The organism is Halomonas sp. E19 (genome assembly GCF_052439355.1).
GTDB lineage: Bacteria > Pseudomonadota > Gammaproteobacteria > Pseudomonadales > Halomonadaceae > Halomonas.
Window position 1 is genome coordinate 1,954,302 of record NZ_JBNFWU010000001.1, and the last position, 19,360, is coordinate 1,973,661.

Below are 19,360 nucleotides of genomic sequence, written 5' to 3' on the forward strand. Positions count from 1 at the left end.
GGCGTCTCTACCGCAGAATTTTTGCACCGGCGAACCGCTGCGATGGCTCATGTTCATTCTTCGGCGTGGCGGCGCTCAGCGCTGCCCCACCAGCTCGGCCCAGCGGCGCTCCAGGCGCTTCTCCGATACCGGCATGCGGGTACCCAGCTGCTGGGCGAACAGCGACACCCGCAGTTCCTCGATCCACCAGCCGAACTCCACCAGCGCCGGGTCCTCGTGGCCGCCGCGGCGCTGGCTCTCGCGGCGGGCCGCCAGGCGCGACTGGAAGTCCTGCACGGTCTGCATCTGCATCTGGTCGCGCATGCGCTCGCGTGGCGCCTTCTCCAGGCGAATCAGCGCGGCTTCCATATAACGAGGATACTCCGCCAGCCACTCGCCTGCCTCGCCCACGAAGCCGGGATGCACCAGCCGCTGCATCTGCGCCTTGAGATCACTGTATACCAGAGCCAGCGCCAGGTTCAGGTTCCCCTTCAGCGCCTTGGTCACCGCCAGATGCCCTTCCAGGGCGGCCTTGAGCGTCGCCACCAGCGCCTCGGCGCTCGGCACCAGGGTATCGCGCACGGCGTCGAGGCGCGCCTCGAGCTCCGCGGCGCTGCGCGGCAGCGGCGCCACGCCCACCGTGCGCGTGAATACCGCCTCGACCACATCGTCGATCAAGGCACGCTTGCTGCCCACCTTGGCGAACAGCAGCGCACAGGTCTCCAGCGCCTTGAGCCGCTCGATGGCCCGCACCTGGTCCGGCAGCCGCGTCATGGCCAGGCGCGCCACGCCGCGACGGTGCGCCTGCTCCGCCTTGCCGGGGTGATCGTAGAGTTCGACACGGAAGGCCTCGCCCTCTCTCACCAGCGCCGGGAAGGCCTCGACGCGGATGCCAGCCTGCGTGGTCACGCGCGATTCCGGCAGCGGCACTGTCGGCAGGCCATCGATGGCCGGCGCTTCGCTGGCTTCGGCAGCCAGGGCCCGTGCGCCCTCGCCCGCTGCGGCCTCAAAGCGTCGCTCCAGGGCATCGACATCGCGCCCCTGCCCCAACGTCTGGCCCTGATGGTCGACGACGCGCACGTTCATGATCAGGTGCGGGTCGAGCTGCTCCGCACGCCAGTCGTCGGGGTGCACCCGTGCGCCGGTACGCCGCCGCAGGAACTCGCCCAGCGCCTCGGTCAGCGGCACGTCATCGGGGGTGAGCGTCTCCAGCGCCGCATCGACCCAGTCGGGAATCGGCACCACCTGGCGGCGGATCGCCTTGGGCAGCGACTTGAGCAGGGCGATGCACTTCTCGCGCAGCAGCCCAGGCACCAGCCACTCCAGCCGTGCCCGCGGCAGCTGCGGCAGCATTGCTGCCGGCACCGTCAGGGTCACGCCATCGTTCGGCGCGCCGGGCTCAAAGCGATAGCTGAGCGGGTAGCGCACGCCGTTCAGGCTCAGCTCGTCGGGGTACTGGGCTTCGGTGACTTCCTCGGCCTGCCGCGCCAACAGGGCGGCACGGTCGAACTTGAGCACGGCCGGATCGGCAGCTTCGGCCTTGCGGCGCCACGCCTCGAAGCCCTTGCCGTTGAAGATGGCTTCGGGGATGCGCTCGTCGTAGAAGGCGAACAGGGTCTCCTCGTCGACTAGGATGTCACGCTTGCGGGCGCGGTCCTCGAGCTCCTCGACCTCTTCGACCAGGGCACGGTTGTGGGCGAAGAACTCGCCCCGGGTGCGAAAGTCCCCTTCCACCAGGGCGCGGCGGATGAACAGCTCACGCGACTCGGCGGGGGCGATCGGCCCAAAGTGCACGCTGCGCCCGGCCACGATCGGTAAGCCAAACAGGGTGACCTGCTCCTGGGCTACCACCTGGGCCCGCTTCATCTCCCAGTGCGGCTCGCTGTAGCTGCGCTTGACCAGGTGCCCCGCCACCGGCTCGATCCACTGCGGCTCGATCCTGGCCACCGTGCGGGCGAACAGCCGCGTGGTCTCCACCAGCTCGAAGGCCATCAGCCATTTGGGCGACTTCTTCGCCAGCCCCGAACCAGGATGGATGACGAACTTGCGGTTGCGAGCGCCCAGGTATTCACGATTCTCGGTCAGCGTGCCAAGGTGCGAGAGCAGCCCCGGCAGCAGCGCCTTGTGCAGCTGTACGGCGCTCTGGCGGCGGGCCTGCTGCCGCGCCTGGTCGAGGGTTTCCCCTTCACCGGCGGGCTCGGGCAGCGGCGCGGGCGGCGGCACCTCGATCTCCATCTCGCGTAGCAGCTGGCGCAGCTGACGGAAGGTGTCATGCCACTCACGCAGGCGCAGGTAGTTGAGGTAGTGATCCTTGCACCAGCGCCGCAGGCGGTTGCCGGAAAGCTCCTCGCGGGCCGCTTCAAAGCCCTGCCACAGGTTGAGCAGGGCGACGAAATCGGAGTCCGGGTCGTGCCAGCGCCGGTGGGCCTGGTCGGCGGCCTCGCGCTTGTCAGCCGGGCGGTCGCGGGGGTCCTGCACCGCGAGCGCCGAGACCACCACCAGCACGTCGCGCAGCCCGCCCTGCTCGGCCCCGGCCAGCACCATGCGCGCCAGGCGCGGGTCGATGGGCAGCCGGGCCAGCTTGCGCCCCACCGGGGTCAGACGATTGGCGTCATCCACCGCGCCCAGCTCGAACAGCAGACGGAAACCGTCGGTGATGAAACGCGAGTCGGGCGGGTCGACGAAGGGGAACTGCTCGATGTCGCCTAGCTTGAGCGACAGCATCGACAGGATCACCGAGGCCAGGTTGGTGCGGCGGATCTCGGGATCGGTGAAGTCGGGGCGAGAGAGGAAGTCCTCCTCGTCGTAGAGCCGGATGCAGACCCCTTCCGCCACGCGTCCGCAGCGCCCCTTGCGCTGGTCGGCGCTGGCCTGGCTGACCGGCTCCACCGGCAGGCGCTGGATCTTGGCCCGGTAACTGTAGCGGCTGATGCGCACCAGCCCCGGGTCGATCACGTAGCGGATGCCGGGCACGGTGAGCGAGGTTTCAGCGACGTTGGTGGCCAGCACGATGCGCCGCCCGGCGTGAGGGGCGAACACGCGGTTCTGCTCGGCATTGGAGAGCCGCGCATAGAGCGGCAGGATCTCGGTGCCCTTGAGATCGGCACGCCGCAGGGTATCGGCGGTCTCGCGAATCTCGCGCTCGCCGGGTAGGAATACCAGAATGTCGCGCGGACCGTGGAACCAGCGCTTGTCGCGTTCGACCTGCTCGATCTCCTCCACCGCGTGGAGAATGCCCTCCTGCAGCGTGCGGTCCTCCTCGTCGTCGGCCTCGCGCACCAGCGGCCGGTAGCGCACTTCCACCGGATAGGTGCGCCCCGATACCTCCACCACTGGCGCCGGCAGCGGCTCGCCGTCGGGGCCGGGCGAGGCGAAGTGCTGGGCGAAGCGCGCCACGTCGATGGTGGCCGAGGTGATGATCAGCTTGAGCTCGGGCCGCCGCGACAGCAGACGCTTGAGGTAACCAAGCAGGAAGTCGATGTTGAGGCTGCGCTCGTGGGCCTCGTCGATGATGATCGCCTCGTAGCGGGTGAGATCCGGGTCGTGGCGGGTCTCGGCCAGCAGGATGCCGTCGGTCATGAGCTTGACCAGGGTGGTATCGCTGCTCTGGTCGGTGAAGCGCACCTGGTAACCGACCTGCTCGCCCAGGGCACCTCCAGCTCCTCGGCCAGACGTGCGGCCACCGAGCGCGCCGCCAGACGCCGCGGCTGGGTGTGGCCGATCAGGCCACGCCGCCCCAGTCCCAGCTCCAGGCACAGCTTGGGCAGCTGGGTGGTCTTGCCCGAGCCGGTCTCGCCGGCCACTACCACCACCTGGTGCTTGCGCAGGGCGGCGAGAATCTCATCGCGGCGCTCGGCCACCGGCAGCTCGGGCGGATAGTTCAGCGCCACCGGCTGGGCGGCCCGCCGGGCGACCAGGGCAGCCGAGCGCGCCTGCACGGTGGCGAGCTCCTCGAGTCCGCGGTCGATGGGCTTGCCTTCCTTGAGCCGCCGTTCCAGGCCGCCCAGGCGACGTGAAAGCGCAGGCCGGTCGCGCAGCATGACCTCACCGAGGGCGCGCCGCAGGCGCTCGAGGGTGGGTGGCTGTTCGGCCCGTCTATCGTCGGATCGGTTCTGGGAGGTCACGCACGTCCTCGCACCAATGAAAATAAGCTGCCCGCACCGGCCGGAGCCGGAGCGGGCAGAGATTGTAACGCCGGCGGCCGGGTCGCCGCCAATCCGAACCGGCGGCGGCGCCTGCGACCGCGGGCCGTCAGGCCGTCTCTTGCTTGGCCATTTCCTCGTCGCGCAGCTGGCGACGCAGCACCTTGCCGACGTTGGTCTTGGGCAGCTCGTCGCGGAACTCAACGTGCTTGGGCACCTTGTAGCCGGCCAGCTCCTTCTTGCACCACTCGCGCAGGCTCTTCTCGTCGAGGTTCTCGTCGCGCTTGACCACAAACAGCTTGACCGCTTCGCCGCTGTTGTCGTCGGGAACACCCACGGCCGCCACTTCCACCACGCCGGGGTGGGCGGCAACGACATCCTCGACCTCGTTGGGATAGACGTTGAAACCCGAGACCAGAATCATGTCCTTCTTGCGGTCGACGATCTTGATGTAGCCATCCTCCTGCAGCACCGCGATGTCGCCGGTCTGGAACCAACCATCGTCGCTCAGCACCTTGGCGGTCTCGTCATCGAGGTTCCAGTACCCCTTCATGACCTGCGGCCCCTTCACGCACAGCTCACCCGGCTCGCCCAGCGGCAGGGCATTGCCGTCGGTATCGACCACCTTCACCGCCGTGCCCGCTACCGGCTTGCCGATGGTGCCGAGCTGGATGGCATCGACGGGGTTGAAGCTCACCACCGGCGAGGTCTCGGTCAGACCATAGCCTTCGGCGATGGAGCAGCCGGTCACGTCTTCCCAGCGCTGCGCCGCGGCCTTGGTCAGGGCCATGCCGCCGGAAATCGTCAGGTGCAGCCGAGAGAAGTCAAGCTGGCGGAAGTCCTCGCGATTGCATAGGGCGTTGAACAGGGTGTTCAGGCCGATGAAGGCCGTGAACTGCACCTTCTTCAGCTCCTTGACGAAATTGGGCAGGTCGCGCGGGTTGGTGATGAGAATCGAGTGGTTGCCGGTCTTCATCAGGAACAGGCAGTTCACGGTGAAGGTGTAGATGTGATAGACCGGCAGCGGCGCGATCACCACTTCCTTCCCTTCATCCAGCCCTGGGCCGATGGCCGCCTCGGCCTGGAGCATGTTGGCCACCAGATTGCAGTGGGTCAGCATGGTGCCCTTGGGCATGCCGGTCGTGCCCCGGTGTACTGCAGGGCAGCGATATCGTCGAGTTCGCGCTGCACTTCGCGGTGCGTGCTCGAGGCTCCCGCCTTGAGCGCCTTGCGGAACGACACCGCCTGCGGCAGCGAATAGGCCGGCACCATCTTCTTGACGTGCTTGACCACCGCGTTGATCAGCAGCCGCTTGGGGAAGCCGTGCAGGTCGCCAAGCTCGGTGACCAGCACGTGCTCGATCTCGGTGCGGTCGAGCACCCGCTCGAGCTTGTCGGCCATGTTGGCCAGGATCACGATGGCCTTGGCTCCGGAATCCTTGAACTGGTGCGCCATCTCGCGCTCGGTGTAGAGCGGGTTGGTGTTCACCACCACCAGGCCGGCACGCATGGCACCGAACACCGCCACCGGGAACTGCAGGACATTGGGCAGTTGGATCGCGATGCGATCCCCGGCTGCAGGCGGGTCTCGTTCTGCAGCCAGGCGGCGAAATTGGCCGACAGGCGGTCGAGATCGTTGAACGTGAGGGTCTGCCCCATGCAGCTGAAGGCCGGCTTGTCGGCGAACCGCTTCACCGCCCCATGGAACACATCCATGAGCGACCGGTACTCTTCCATGCCCTCCAGTTCGGGCCCGTTCAGCATCTGCGCGTTGTCTTGCTCAGTCATTGGCGATATCTCCACGGCATGTCGATGTCGGTCGCTCACCCCTCAGCATCGACGTTTTTATTGTGACAGCCCCTTACGATATACCAGGGGTCGCGCCACTGTAAAACGTACGATTCAAACAGATGTTGGCTTCAGAAGGCATCCCTCTTTGGGTGGGTGTTAGCCTTCAAGCTGGGCAACGGCGCAGAGAAAGGCAAGTGGTGCCACCGCCATCGCCGCCAGTCGCGGCGGTGCTCACTGCGGGCTATCGGCGCCTTTCTCCTCGGCGGTGAAGCGGGCCACGATCCGGCCCTGATGCCACACCAGCAGCTCACCGGGCTGCATGCGCACCCAGGCCTCGTTGCTGGTCAGGGGCTCGGTGGCGATGACCGAGACGATATCGGCGGGCGTGGTGTGCTCGGCGAAATTGACCGTCAACTCGGCATCGGAAAGCTCCGCCTGGCCGAACGGCGCCCGCCGCGTGATGTGCGCCAGCTTGGTCGAGCAGAAGGTGTAGAGATAGTCGCCGTCGGCCAGCAGCATATTGAACACCCCGAGCGAGCGCAGCTCCTCGCACAGCGCATGGAGCCGTGCCCAGCAGGCCTGGCGCTGGGTGTCATTGGCATCCGGCAGGTGGGGAAAGTGCTGGCGCAACGTACCCAGCAGCCAACAGAAGGCGTGTTCGCTGTCGGTGTCACCGACCGGATGGTAGAACGCCAGGGGCAGGCCCTGCCAGGCCTCCAGCTGCCCATTGTGGGCGTAGCACCAGGTCTTACCCCACATTTCACGCGTGAAAGGGTGGGTGTTGGCAAGCCGTACCCCGCCTACGTTGGCCTGGCGAATATGGCTGATCACGATGTGCGACTGGATCGGGTAGTCGCTGATCAGCCGGGCGATCGGCGAGCGCACCGAGGGGTGGGGATCGCGAAAGTCGCGATAGCCCCTGCTTCGTAGAAGGCGATTCCCCAGCCGTCGCGATGCGGGCCGGTGCCGCCCCCGCGATGCAGAAAACCGGTAAAGCTGAAACAGATATCGGTGGGCACATTGGCACTCATACCCAACAGTTCACACATGCGGCTCCTCCCGTTGTACGGAACGGCGACGCCGCCGCACCTGCCACAGCACGCCCAGCACCAGCAGCAGCCCGGCACCCAGCGCCCACGCCCACGCCGTGCTTACCCCGAGGTGGGTCTCGGGCCCGCTCGGTGGGCGCCACGCCCGCCAGCGCTCCTGCGCCACGTGGGGCAGGCGCTGGATCGCACCGATCACCCTTTCCACACCTTCCGGCAGGCGCTGCGGCGCGGCGCGGGGTTCGCGCACCGGCGCCAGCTCCTCATGGAAACGTTCGACGCCAAGGCGCACCGGCGCCTCGGCCCGATCGACCCCGATCGCGCCCTCCGGGAACAGCAGCAGGCGCGGCAGCGTGAGTTCGCGGGCGTTGCCGTCCAGCGTTACCTGTGCGCGCAGCAGCAGCGGCTGGCTAATGCCCTCATCCAGCTCAGGCAGTGCGATGCGCCACTGTTCCGGCTCATCGGGCCGGGCCTCGAGGCGCGCGCCGTGCAGCAGGCCGTACAGCTTGGTGTTGGCATGGTCGAGCGCGGGATGCTCGGCCTTGAGCACGACCTCGCCCCGAGCCACCTCGTGCCACGCCGCAATAGCCGGCAACACATTGACCGGCTGCACGCGCTGGCGGCGGAAACCCTGCCCTTCGGCGCGCACCAGCAGCCTGGCCGTGCCGACCAGCGCCGGTGCCGGCAGCTCGCCCACGAAATGCCCTGCCTCCTGCTGCAACGTGATGCGCGACTGCACCGTTCCCCTGTCGTCGTGCAGCTCGGCAAACATGTTCAGGTAGGCCGGCAGCGCCTCGGGTGCCACATCGCCCTGCTCATCGGCCAACCAGGCCTCCACCGGCACGCCGAAGCCCAGATAGAGCGTGCTCGGAATACGCGCGGTGCGCAGATGCAGCGGTGCCACGCTGACCCGGCTGTCACTGCCGAGGCCGCCCTCCACGCGCCACTGGCCGGGCATCGGCGACGGCACCTGCACCAGGTCATAGCGTGGCGTGCTGCGCCAGCTCGCCCCGGGGGCGGCGCGTCGGCCCGGTAGCGGCGACCGTCCGGCGCTACCAGTACCGGGGCTCCTCACCGTGGAACAGCAGCGCGGTGAAGGCTTCCAGCCCCGGCTCGATCAGGAAGCGCTCGTCGGTCAGCGGCACGCGGTCGCTCGGCACGATGCGATCGACGATGGCGAGAAAGGCCGTGAGCAGCTCCTCGGGCGATGCCACGGTGGCCGACAGCCCGCCGGTCTGCTGCGCCAAGCGTTCCACCAGATCGCCGTCGGCCTCCGCCGAGAAGGCGATGGCATGTACCACCGTATCCTGTGCCACCAGCAGGGGCGCCGCTTCATCCAACAGCGCGGCGCGCGACGCCGCATCAATCTGCGGCTTGCTGCCGCGCCAGGCGGGCAGGTCGATGACACCGTCGGTCAGCAGCACCAAGTGGCGACGCCCATTGGATGGCGCCGAGGCAGCCTCGCGCACGGCGAACTCGATGTCGGTGAACTGCTGGTAGTCGGCCAGCTCCGCGGAGAGCGCCCGGGCCTGCTCCCGCCAGGCCTCGTCGACCCTGGCCAACGGCAACGGATTGGCGGGGTATTCGCCGAAGGTCCAGATCCCGCCACGGCGCCGTCGGGCAACAGGCCGACCAGCAGCTCGAGGGCCTCGCCCGCCAGCTGGTCGGGGTCGTTGTGACGCATGCTGCCGGACACATCGATGATCACCCGAATGTCGCGGCGTTCCTCTTGCGCCATCGGCGTCGCCTGCACGCCGCTCGAAAGCAGCATGCCTGCCAGCACGGCGACCAGTCCCAGCCAGCCCCCGCGACACATACCCCATCCCCTCCCCATCGAGGCTCCCTAGCCGACTCGCGGCTCCCGGCGCACCTGCGGCTTGCGGGCCTGACGGCCATCATGCTCGCTGCGCCTGTTGTTGTTCTTGCCCTTCCCCTTGGCGCTGGCGCCTTTGCGCGGCGCTTCCTCGTCTGCGTCTGGCGAGCGCAGCCACCACCACTGCAGCAGGCCGAAGGCCACTCCCAGCCCAGCGCCGGCTGCCACCAGCAGGCCCGAGGCCAGTACGCCCGACAGGTTGCGTTCGAGGAACGCCACCGCGGTGACTACCACCGCCGGCGCGAAGCCGGTATAGAATTCCCCCTCTTCGACCAGCGGTAGCCTGAAGCGTGTCGGCACCCACAGCATGCCGGCCACCGCCCAGGTGAGGGGCAGGCGCACCAGGCGAGGCAGGAAGGCCAGTCCCAGATAACCGGTGACCAGTACAACGAGCGACAAACCCAGATAGGTCAGCCATAGTAGGGACATCGAGTCGGTCGTCAGCATCGACACCTCATTTCGTATGACGATCCGCCATGTCGCGGAACGTAGAGGATGGAAATCTTCACTGAGTATGGTACACGCGCCCCAATGAAAGCACAGCCGCCTCATCGCCCTGATTCCGCCTTCAATGCCGCCCGGGAACCCTCCCCGTGGCACGCTTCCGCCGCGCCGACGACCCTGAATGGCACTGGCTGGAGGCGCGCGACGACCCCGGTGTTCAGGCCTTTCTCGATGCGGCCAACGCCGAATCCAAGGCCTGGCTGGCACCGCTGGGCGGGCTGGTCGAACGGCTCTACCACGGCCACCTGGCGCGGCGCGAGCTGGCCGTTCACGGCTTGCGCTCAACGCTTGATCACTACACCTACTGGAGCGAGACCGCGGCGGACGCCGACTACCCGGTATGGTGGCGCCACCCCATCGGCTGCGAGCAGCAGGCCGCCCCCTTCCTCGACCTGCAGGCCCGCGCCGCGGCGGTGCCCTTTCTCGAGCTCGGCGATATGGCGCTGTCGCCCGACGAGCGCTGGCTGGCCTGGACCGAGGACACCAGCGGCGACGAGCGCTTCACGCTCTTTCTCAAGGCGCTGCCGGACGGCGAACCCAAACCGTTGCTGGAGGAGATCGGCCCGGAGCTGACCTGGGCCGAGGACAACGCCACGCTGCTGTTCACCCGCTACGACGCCACCCAGCGCCCCGACAGCGTGTGGCGCCTGCGGCTCGACCAGGGCCGCGCCGGCGAGCCGGTGCTGCTGCTACGCGAGGAGGACCCCGAGTTCTGGCTGGGCCTGGGCAAGACCCGCTCCCGGCAGTGGCTGGTGCTGGAGAGCGCCTCGAAGGACACCAGCGAATGTCATCTCATCCCCGCCCACGCACCTGAGACGCTGCCGCGCTGCTTTCGCGCGCGGGAAAAGGGGTCGAGTATGGCATCGAGCACCGCCCCGGCCACTTCTACCTGCTACATAACCGGGCGGCCCCGCACTTCTGCCTCGACCTGGTGGAGGAATCGTCCCCCGAGGCGCCCTGGCAGCCGCTGATCGCCCATCGCGACGAGGCCACCCTGGAGGGCGTGGACGCCTTCTCCTGGGGGCTGGTGCTGACCGAACGCGATCACCACGAGGCCCAGGTCCACGTCCGCGTGATCGAACTCGACCCGCAGCATCGGCCACTTCGCGACGAGCGACTGGCCCTGCCCGAATCGCCCTGCAGCCTGGCGCTGGGCGACATGCCACACTTCGACGAGCGTCGCCTGCGCCTGCGCGAGGAGTCCTTCACCATGCCGGTGTGCTGGCTCGAGCATGACCTCGACAGCGGCACACGGCGAGTGCTCAAGCGCCAGCCGATCCACGGTGACCTGCAGCCGGAAGCGCTCAGCTGCGAGCGGATCTGGGCGCGCGCTCACGACGGCGAGCGCATTCCCGTCTCGGTGGTGCGGCGCGCCGACCTGGCCGGCCACCCCTGCCCACGCTGCTCTATGGCTACGGCGCCTACGGCGAGGTGCTCGACCCATGGTTTTCGGTGTCCAGGCTCGAACTGCTCAGCCGCGGCGTGGCCTTTGCCGTGGCCCATGTGCGCGGCGGCGGCGACCGCGGCGAACCCTGGTACCTGGCCGGCAAGCTGGAGCACAAGGAGAACAGCTTCCGCGACTTCCTGGCGGCGCGTGACGCGCTGGTCGAGCACGGCGTGAGCGACGCCGCGCGTATCGCCGCCTACGGCGCCAGCGCTGGCGGCCTGCTGGTAGGCGCCAGCCTCAACCTGGCGCCGGAGGCCTTCTGTGCTGCGGTGCTCGACGTGCCCTTCGTGGACGTACTGCGCACCATGGAGAACCCCGACCTGCCGCTGACCACCGCCGAGTACACCGAATGGGGCAACCCTGACGAGCCCGACGCGCGCAAGCGCATCCGCGCCTACTCGCCGCTGGACAACCTCGAGGCCCAGCCGTGGCCAACGGTGCTGCTGCAGGAAGCTGGCACGATTCGCGCGTGCCCTACTGGGAACCGGCCAAGCTCTACGCCCGACTCACGGAAATGGGCACCGCACGCGGTCCGGTGCTGCTTCGCACCGACATGGCCGCCGGGCATGGCGGCGCGTCGGGCCGCTTCAAGGCGTGGCATGACAACGCCCGGCAGGACGCTTTCATTCTCTGGGCGCTAGGGGTGGAACCGCGCGACTGACCGTGCGTCCCGAATTCAGCCGTCGATGGGCAGGATGGCGATGATGTGGTCTTCCAGCGCCTCTTCCGGCACCTCGCGCTGGGAGATGGCAAAGTTGCGAACGCTGATTCCCTTGCGATGGACCCGCTCGGGGTCGCCCGAGATCAGCGGGTGCCAGCCGGCCAGGCGGCGCCCTTCGGCAATGCGGCGATAGGCGCAGGATTTCGGCAGCCAGCGGAATTCGTCGACGCGCTGGGGCGTCAGCCGCTCGCAGTCGGGCACCTGGGCCTGGCGATTGGCGTAGTCGCTGCACCGACAGCTGTGAATGTCGAGCAGTTCGCAGGCCACGCCGAGCACGGCCAGGTCACCGCTCTCCTCGTCCTGGAACTTGAGTAGGCAGCACTGCCCGCAGCCGTCGCACAGCGCCTCCCACTCCTCGGCGGTGAGCTCCTCGAGATCGAAGCGCTCCCAGAACAGCTCGCGCATCTAGTAGCGCGCCTCGGTGGGGGTGCGGTACAGGTCCAGCAGATACTCATCCTTGACCGGCGGCAGCTGCAGGTAAAAGCCTTTGTCGCGGATCGCCGCGATGACATCACTTGCCTGGGCCCGCGCCAGCGTCTTTTCCGGCGTCAGGATCAGGGTCATGAGCGAGATCGGCTTACCGAAACGCTCCAGCAGCGCCGCAGGCACCTCGGCCAACCCCTGGCGCTTGTCCACGTAGAGATACATCTCATCCTTGCGCGGGCTCTTGAAGATCTCGCACAGGAGCTTGTTGCCTTGCATGCGGTCATCGTTCATTCGGCGTTTACCTCGTCCAAGGCCTGCTTGAGGGGGCCGCCAGGCGCTCGCCGCGCCAGCCTTCAGGCAGCGGCAGCGGCTCGCCGGCCAGGTCGGCGGCAATGATGGCCTCCAGGTCGCGTCGGCGCATCAGCACCTCCGGCGCCAGCCCGAGCTGCTCGGCCTGTTCGTTGACGACCCGCTTGAGCACCTTCAGACGCCGCTTGTAGGGCGCCTCCATCGGCGATGGCTGTGCCGCCGGCAGCGCTTGCGCCGCGCACTCACGGGCCTGCTTCACCAGCGCCAGCAGGAGATCGCCATCGCGCTTGATCAGGCTCGGCTTGATCTCCTCGACCTCGGCGAGCTGGTAGCGATTCTCCGGCATGCGCTCGGCGATACCGTACAGCACGCGGTCGTTGACCAGCCAGCCACGTGGCAGGTTGCGCCGCCGCGCCTCGCCTTCGCGCCAGGTGGTCAGCAGCCGGTACGCTTCAATTTGGTGCGGTGCGAGCCGCCACAGCTGGCGATGGCGGCGATACCACTGACCATCGGCCTCGTCGCTGCGCAGCGCCTGGGCCATCAGCTCGCGGCAGTCTGCGTCGAGCCAGGCGCGACGCTGCAGCCGGTCGAGCGCCTCGCACTGGCACTCCCACACCTTGAGCAGGCAGACAACGTCCAGCGCCGCATAAAGCTGCTGGGAGTCGCTCAGCGGGCGTTTCAACCAGTCGGAGCGAGTCTCGTCCTTGGGCAGCGTCTCGCCGGTCCAGTGCTGCACCAGGCGCTGGTAGCCCATTGCCGGGTCTTCCCCCAGCAGCGCCTGGGCCACCTGAGTATCGACCAGCGGTGCCACGGTGACCCCGGCCCAGTGCGCCAGCACTTCAAGATCTTCGCTGCTGGCATGCAGCAGCTTCAGCGGCCCCTCGCCCAGCAGCCGACGAAAGCTGTCGGTGCAGGCGACCTCCTGGGGGTCGACCAGCCACGCCGGCCCACCCGCGGAGAACTGAATCAGGGCCGGAATCGGATGAAAGGTCTTCTCGCGGAAGAACTCGGTATCCAGCGCCAGCACTTCGGCCTGGGCGACTTCAGCACAGGCGGCATCCAGGGCGTCGGGCGTATCGATCCAGCGTATCTCGGGGGTCAGGGTCATGCAGTCATCCAGGTAAGCGGCGAGATCAGTCACCACGAAACGGCAGGCGGCCGTTGAAGGCGCGGCTGAGGGTGCCGCCGTCGACATATTCGAGTTCACCACCCATGGGCACGCCGTAGGCCAGGCGTGATAGCACCACGCCGTAGGGCGAGAGCTGGGCGGCAATGTAATGGGCGGTGGCCTCGCCCTCCACGGTCGGGTTGGTGGCCAGGATCACTTCGTCAATGCCGCCCTCGGCGACACGTGCCTCGAGCTGGTCCAGGCCGATATCCTCAGGCCCGATGCCGTCGAGCGGCGAGAGATGGCCATGCAACACGAAGTAGCGACCGCGGAAGCCTCCGGCATCCTCGATGGCGAGCTGGTCGGCCGGCGACTCCACTACGCACAGCAGGGCATCGTCGCGCCGCGTGCTGGTGCACAGCCCGCACAGCTCCTCTTCGGTGAGGGTGCGGCAGCGTCGGCAATAGCCGACCCGCTCGAGCGCCAGCTCGAGCACGCTGGCCAGGCGGCGCCCGCCGTCACGATCACGCTCGAGCAGATGCATCGCCATACGCTGGGCCGTCTTGGGGCCCACGCCGGGCAGCACCCGCAGCGTCTCGATCAACCGCTCGACAAGGGGGAAAAACTCATGATCCGCTCTCAACGCGACCGAAGCTGCCAGGGCCATGTAACGACACGGCTATCGTGACGTCCCGGCGTAACGACCGGGCGACCCTCGCAAAGGAGGAGCGAGTGTACACGATAGCCGTTGCCTCGTGCAGCCTGCCGGCCGCTGGCGCCCAGGCAGCGCCGAGCCGGTTTAGAACGGCAGCTTGAAACCAGGCGGCAGATTGAGGCCCGCCGTGGCCTCTTCCATCTTGGCCCGGGAGCTCGCCTCGACCTTGCGCACGGCGTCGTTCACCGCCGCCGCCAGCAGGTCTTCCAGCAGCTCCTTGTCTTCCTGCATGACGCTGGCGTCAATGTCGACCTTGCTCACGTCGTGGCGTCCATTCATGGTCACCTTGACCATGCCGGCGCCGGCTTCGCCGGTTACCTCGGCCTTGGCCACCTCCTCCTGGACGCGCTGCATCTTTTCCTGCATTTCCTGGGCCTGCTTCATCAGGTTGCCCATTCCGCCTTTGAACATGGTGATTCCTCTCGCTTGTCAGTAAAGGGGTTCAGGCTCTCGCCGCATCGGCGGCTACCGGCTTGACCGAGGATTCGATCAGCCGTGCACCGAAGGCGTCCTGAAGTTTGCGTACATGGGGGTCGCTCTGCAGCGCCTCGATGGCGCAGGCATGCTGCTCCGCGGCCAGCCGCTCGGCCTGCTGGCGCGGCGTTTCCACCTGGTCGGGCAGCGGGCCGACCTCGATCACCACCTTGCGGACCACGCCGAAGCCGGCCAGCGCCTCCTGCACCCGGCGGACATGGATCTCAGCCGCCATCGCCTCCTGGGATGGCGCAAGGCGCAGCAGCAGCCGCTGGCCGTCATCCTGTTCGACGACGCAATGCGCCGCCAGGTTGCGCGTCAGCCCGCCCAGCCCCAGGCGCTCGAAGCAAGCCAGCCAGCGCTCGTGATCAAACGCTTCGCCCGCCGCTGCCGGCTCGCTGTGCGGCGCCACCGGCGCTGCGTCAGCCGAAGGGGCCACTGCTTCACCCACCGGCTCAACGGCTGCGTCGGTCGATCCGGCTGACTCCGGGGAAACGCCGCTGTCAGCAAGCGCTTCGGCCTTGGGCGCCGCCTCGACAGGTACCGAAGCAACGGGCCACGCTGCTTCCGGCTGGGGTTCGGGCTCGGGCAGCGACTCCCAGGGGGCGGCGCCTCCGGCGGCGGCGTTTGCTCGAAAGCCACCGCTGCAGTAAGCATCGCCTGCTGTGATGCAGGCGATGCTTGCCCAGGCCCAGCGTCAGGCTCGGTGTTGCCACCCTGCGGCGCGGGCACCTGGCTCTCACCGTAGGCCTGTGCCGCCATTCCCGCCAGCGGCGCGAGCGAGGATGAGGCGCTCTCCCTTCCTCGCCGGAGGCAGCCGGGCCGCCTTTCTGTCCTGACTGGCCGTTTGAACCGGCGCCTGGTGCACCGCCACGCAGCGGTAGTGGCGTCCTGGCCGGCTGCGGCACGCCCTGAGGGCGGAAGGCCAGCATGCGCAGCAGGGTCATCTCCAGCGCCGTACGCAGGTCGGGCGCATTGGCCATGTCGCCGCGCCCCTGGATGCCGATCTGGTAGTAAAGCTGTACGTCCTCGGCGGTAAAGCGTGAGGCCAGCGCCAGAATCGTTTCGCGGTCGCCATGGCCGTTGTCCACGGCATCCGGCACCATCTGCGCCACGGCCAGGCGATGCAGCACGGCGGCCAAGTCATCGAGCACGGCGGCAAAATCGGGGCCCTGTTCGGCCAACTGGGCGATCTCGGCCAGCAGCCGCGGCGCGTCGACGTCGGCCAGCGCCTCGACCAGCGCCAGCACATGGCGATGGTCGAGCGTGCCCAGCATGGCGGCGACGTCGGCTTGACGCACCTGCCCCTGGCCGAAGGCGATGGCTTGGTCGGCCAGGCTCATGGCATCGCGCATGGAGCCGTCGGCGGCCCGCCCGAGCAGCCAGAGGGCGCTTTCGTCGTAGGCAATGCCCTCCGCTTCGAGCACCTTTGCCAGGTGGGTGACGATGCGCTCCGGCGGCATGTTCTTGAGGGTGAACTGCAGGCAGCGCGACAGCACCGTGGCCGGCAGCTTCTGCGGGTCGGTGGTGGCGAGCAGGAACTTGACGTGGGGCGGCGGCTCTTCGAGGGTCTTCAGCAGGGCATTGAAGCTGCTGGTGGAGAGCATGTGCACCTCGTCAATGAGGTACACCTTGTAGCGCCCCTGGGTGGGCGCGTACTGCACGTTGTCAAGCAGCTCCCGAGTATCCTCGACCTTGGTGCGCGAGGCCGCATCGACCTCGATCAGGTCGACGAAGCGCCCCTCGTCGATGGCGCGACAGCTGTTGCACTCACCGCAGGGCATGGAGGTGACGCCATCGTCTCCCCTTCCCTTGGCCGTACAGTTGAGACATTTGGCAAGTATTCTTGCCAACGTGGTCTTGCCGACCCCGCGCGTGCCGGTGAACAGGTAGGCGTGGTGCAGGCGCCCTGGTCGAGCGCGTTGACCAGCGCACGCTGGACGTGCTCCTGCCCGACCAGTTCGTGGAAGGTACGCGGGCGCCACTTGCGGGCCAGAACCTGATAGCTCATTGCAGCACGATATCCTTGCAGCGTGGCCGGCGTTCAGCCGGGCGAGAAAGGGCCTGACGCTCCCCAGCGAGTCGTCCGGCGCAACGCCGACACGCGAAAAGTTCCATTCTACCGGCTGGCGTCGGGGGCGCAAAGCACGCCTCCCGCTGCACTCCGCCCCGTGGAGGCACAGCATCGTTGATATGCTAGCATGCGTTGAGTATTTTCGACGCCCAACGGAGCCAAGATGACCCAGCCGCGCGGCACCTCCTACTACACCGCCTCGATCCAGCAGGAATCCGCCTACCCCCGCTGGAAGGTGTGGTGGAAGCCGACATCGCCATCGTCGGCGGCGGCTTCACCGGGGTGGCCACGGCGGTGGAGCTGGCCGAGCGCGGCTACCGGATCGCACTCGTCGAGGCCAACAAGATCGGCTGGGGCGCCAGCGGGCGCAACGGCGGCCAGGTGACCGGCAGCCTCTCCGGCGCGGCCGCCATGCGCAAGCAGATGCGCCGCACCCTGGGCGACGCCGCGGACGACTTCATCTGGGACCTGCGCTGGCGCGGCCAGCGCATCATCCGCGAGCGGGTAGAGGAATACGCCATCGCCTGCGACCTGAAGCCCGGCCACCTGCAGGCCGCCTGGAAACCCGACCACATGGCGGAACTGCGCGCCGATCTCGAGGCCTGCCAGGCCCGCGGCATGGGCGACCATGTCGAACTGCTCGATGCACGCCAGGTACGCGAGGTCATCCGCACTGAGTGCTACCACGGCGGGCTGCTCAACCGCTACAACCTGCACCTTCACCCGCTCAACCTGTGCCTGGGCGAGGCGCGCGTCGCCGAGCGGCTGGGCGGCCAACTATTCGAGCATTCCCCGGTAGAGCGCATCGAGCACGGCGCCACGCCGACCGTGGTCACGGCCAAGGGCAAGATACGCGCCGAACGGGTGCTGTTAGCAGGCAATGCCTACCACCGGCTCGAGCGTCGCCGCCTGGGCGGCAAGCTGTTTCCGGCCTCGCTGGGCATCATCGCCACCGCACCGCTGGGCGGACTGGCCGAGGCCATCAACCCCTACGATCTCGCCGTCTACGACAGTCGCTTCGTACTCGACTACTATCGCCTCACCGCCGACGGCCGACTGCTGTTCGGCGGCGGCGCCAACTACTCGGGCAAGGACTCCCCAGACATCGCCGCCGAACTGCGCCCGCGCCTTGAGGCGACCTTCCCCCAGCTCAGGGGCACCCCGATCGACTACGCCTGGCAGGGCATGGCCGGTATCGTGGTCAACCGTATCCCCATGCTCGGCAAGCTGTCGGACCATGTCTACTACGCCCAGGGCTACTCGGGTCATGGCCTGGCCACGTCACACATCGTCGGCGAGATCATGGCCAAGGCGATTGCCGGTCACCTAGAGGAGTTCGACACTTTCGCCGCCTGCCGCCACCTCAAGGTGCCATTCGGTGACGCCCTGGGCAATCCGCTGCTGGCCGCGGGGATGTGGTATTACCAACTGCTCGAGCGCTGGCGTTAAGCTGTGTCTGATAATCCAACAACTAGAATAGCGGGCCGCCCATGACAGCTTCCTTTCCCGAACGTATCGACGCCTTTCGTATCGCCCGCCTGCCGGATATCCGCTTCGGTGCCGGCAGCATCGAACTGCTGCCTGGGCTGATCGCCGACTACGGCACGTGCGTGCTGCTGGTCACCGGCAGGCGCTCCTTTACCGCGACGCCACGCTGGCAGGCGTTGGTCGCAGCGCTCGAGACGCAAGGCGCCACTTGGCATCACGTTAGCGTGGACGGAGAGCCCTCGCCGCAGCGAGTGGATGCCATGGTCGCCGAATACCAGGTCCACGCCATCGACGTGGTGGTCGCCGTTGGCGGCGGCAGCGTGCTGGATGCGGCCAAGGCGGTGGCCGGCCTGCTGCGCCCCGGCAATTCGGTGATGGATCACCTCGAGGGCGTCGGCCGCGGCCTACCCTACCGCGGTCCAGCGGTACCTCTGATTGCCGTGCCCACCACCGCCGGTACCGGCAGCGAAGCCACCAAGAATGCCGTGCTCAGCGTGCAGGGCGCCGACGGGTTCAAGAAGTCGTTCCGCGATGAGCGGCTGGTCGCCGCCGTGGCGCTGGTCGACCCAGAGCTGCTGGCGGGGTGCCCCAAGGCGCAGATCGCCGCCAACGGCATGGACGCCTTCACCCAGCTGCTCGAATCCTACGTCTCGCGCAATGCCAGCCCCGCCACCGATGCCCTGGCCTGGTCCGGCATGCAGGCATTCTGCCGCGGCTTCTGGCCGGCTTGGCAAGCGAACCACCCCGAGGCCGAGCAAGGCTATGGACAGCTCGCCTACGCGTCGCTGATGTCGGGTATCACCCTGGCCCAAGCGGGCCTGGGCTCGGTACACGGGCTGGCCTCACCGCTGGGCGCCTTCTTCCCGATTCCCCATGGCGCGGTGTGTGGCAGCCTGCTGGCCGAAGCCACGGCAGCCAATGTCGCCGCCCTGCGCCAGCGCGACGCAAGCAGCCCGGCCCTGGCCAAGTACGCCGAGGCCGGCCGGCTGGTCAGCGAAAACCATGCGCTGGAGGATGCCCAGGCCTGCGACGCCCTGGTAACAACGCTACGCGAATGGACCCGGCGACTGGCCATGCCAAGGCTCGGCGACTACGGCATGACGCATGACGATATTCCACGCGTGGTCGCCGGCGCTCGGGGCGGCAGCATGAAGACCAACCCCCTGGTACTCACCGACGCCGAGCTGGGCGAGATCGTGACGGCTCGTCTATAGACGGTGTCGGCCCGCCAGGCCCAGCTCACCTCGCAGTTTCAAGACCTAAA

The 19,360-nt window shown here is 67.9% G+C and carries 11 protein-coding genes and 6 pseudogenes; 5 read left to right on the top strand and 12 right to left on the bottom strand.

Features of this window, described 5'->3' with window-relative positions; translation table 11 throughout:
- Positions 1–75 precede the first annotated feature (75 nt).
- From hrpA to ACUDAL_RS10390, 6 genes and pseudogenes are all read right to left on the bottom strand, one after another.
- A pseudogene (gene hrpA / locus ACUDAL_RS10365) lies at positions 76–4,019 on the bottom strand (ATP-dependent RNA helicase HrpA).
- Positions 4,020–4,230: 211 nt separating this feature from the next.
- A pseudogene (locus ACUDAL_RS10370) lies at positions 4,231–5,908 on the bottom strand (AMP-binding protein).
- 234 nt (positions 5,909–6,142) lie between these two features.
- Positions 6,143–6,960: pseudogene (locus tag ACUDAL_RS10375) on the bottom strand (class II glutamine amidotransferase).
- Complete coding sequence (locus tag ACUDAL_RS10380; RefSeq protein ID WP_444678096.1) at positions 6,953–7,933, bottom strand: hypothetical protein; 981 nt, start codon at positions 7,931–7,933, stop codon at positions 6,953–6,955. Before ACUDAL_RS10380 ends, ACUDAL_RS10375 begins: the two are co-directional and overlap by 8 nt.
- A 76-nt stretch (positions 7,934–8,009) precedes the next feature.
- A complete protein-coding gene (locus ACUDAL_RS10385) occupies positions 8,010–8,525 on the bottom strand; it encodes a hypothetical protein (protein ID WP_444678097.1) in 516 nt (171 codons plus the stop codon).
- 275 nt (positions 8,526–8,800) lie between these two features.
- Entirely contained in the window at positions 8,801–9,277 is a 477-nt protein-coding gene (locus tag ACUDAL_RS10390) for a hypothetical protein (protein ID WP_444678098.1), read from the bottom strand.
- Between the two features lie 146 nt (positions 9,278–9,423).
- Here ACUDAL_RS10390 and ACUDAL_RS10395 point away from each other — a divergent pair.
- The 3 genes and pseudogenes from ACUDAL_RS10395 (at position 9,424) to ACUDAL_RS10405 (ending at position 11,442) form a co-directional block, all read left to right on the top strand.
- Positions 9,424–10,955: pseudogene (locus ACUDAL_RS10395) on the top strand (hypothetical protein).
- Positions 10,838–11,149, top strand: a pseudogene (locus ACUDAL_RS10400) (prolyl oligopeptidase family serine peptidase); the annotation flags it as partial. The pseudogenes ACUDAL_RS10395 and ACUDAL_RS10400, both read left to right, overlap by 118 nt.
- 101 nt (positions 11,150–11,250) lie before the next feature.
- Positions 11,251–11,442, top strand: a complete 192-nt coding sequence (locus tag ACUDAL_RS10405) for a prolyl oligopeptidase family serine peptidase (protein WP_444678099.1) — start codon at positions 11,251–11,253, stop codon at positions 11,440–11,442.
- A 15-nt stretch (positions 11,443–11,457) separates the two neighbouring features.
- Here the strand turns inward: ACUDAL_RS10405 and ACUDAL_RS10410 are convergent, their stop codons facing one another.
- From ACUDAL_RS10410 to dnaX, 6 genes and pseudogenes are all read right to left on the bottom strand, one after another.
- Positions 11,458–11,907 (bottom strand): YcgN family cysteine cluster protein, encoded by a 450-nt coding sequence (locus tag ACUDAL_RS10410; RefSeq protein ID WP_444678100.1) that lies wholly within the window; start codon positions 11,905–11,907, stop codon positions 11,458–11,460.
- Complete coding sequence (locus ACUDAL_RS10415; protein WP_444678101.1) at positions 11,908–12,219, bottom strand: YcgL domain-containing protein; 312 nt, start codon at positions 12,217–12,219, stop codon at positions 11,908–11,910.
- A 7-nt stretch (positions 12,220–12,226) separates the two neighbouring features.
- Positions 12,227–13,381, bottom strand: a complete 1,155-nt coding sequence (rnd, locus tag ACUDAL_RS10420) for a ribonuclease D (RefSeq protein WP_444678102.1) — start codon at positions 13,379–13,381, stop codon at positions 12,227–12,229.
- Positions 13,371–14,012, bottom strand: coding sequence for a recombination mediator RecR (gene recR, locus ACUDAL_RS10425; protein ID WP_444678103.1), 642 nt, complete (start codon positions 14,010–14,012; stop codon positions 13,371–13,373). The genes rnd and recR overlap by 11 nt, the downstream gene beginning before the upstream one ends.
- A 132-nt stretch (positions 14,013–14,144) precedes the next feature.
- Positions 14,145–14,471, bottom strand: a complete 327-nt coding sequence (locus ACUDAL_RS10430) for a YbaB/EbfC family nucleoid-associated protein (RefSeq protein ID WP_444678104.1) — start codon at positions 14,469–14,471, stop codon at positions 14,145–14,147.
- Between the two features lie 31 nt (positions 14,472–14,502).
- A pseudogene (gene dnaX, locus ACUDAL_RS10435) lies at positions 14,503–16,545 on the bottom strand (DNA polymerase III subunit gamma/tau).
- A 303-nt stretch (positions 16,546–16,848) separates the two neighbouring features.
- Here dnaX and ACUDAL_RS10440 point away from each other — a divergent pair.
- Both ACUDAL_RS10440 and ACUDAL_RS10445 read left to right on the top strand, forming a co-directional pair.
- Positions 16,849–18,057 (top strand): NAD(P)/FAD-dependent oxidoreductase, encoded by a 1,209-nt coding sequence (locus tag ACUDAL_RS10440; protein ID WP_444678105.1) that lies wholly within the window; start codon positions 16,849–16,851, stop codon positions 18,055–18,057.
- A gap of 41 nt (positions 18,058–18,098) precedes the next feature.
- Positions 18,099–19,310, top strand: a complete 1,212-nt coding sequence (locus ACUDAL_RS10445; protein ID WP_444678106.1) for an iron-containing alcohol dehydrogenase — start codon at positions 18,099–18,101, stop codon at positions 19,308–19,310.
- The last annotated feature ends 50 nt before the right edge of the window (positions 19,311–19,360 follow it).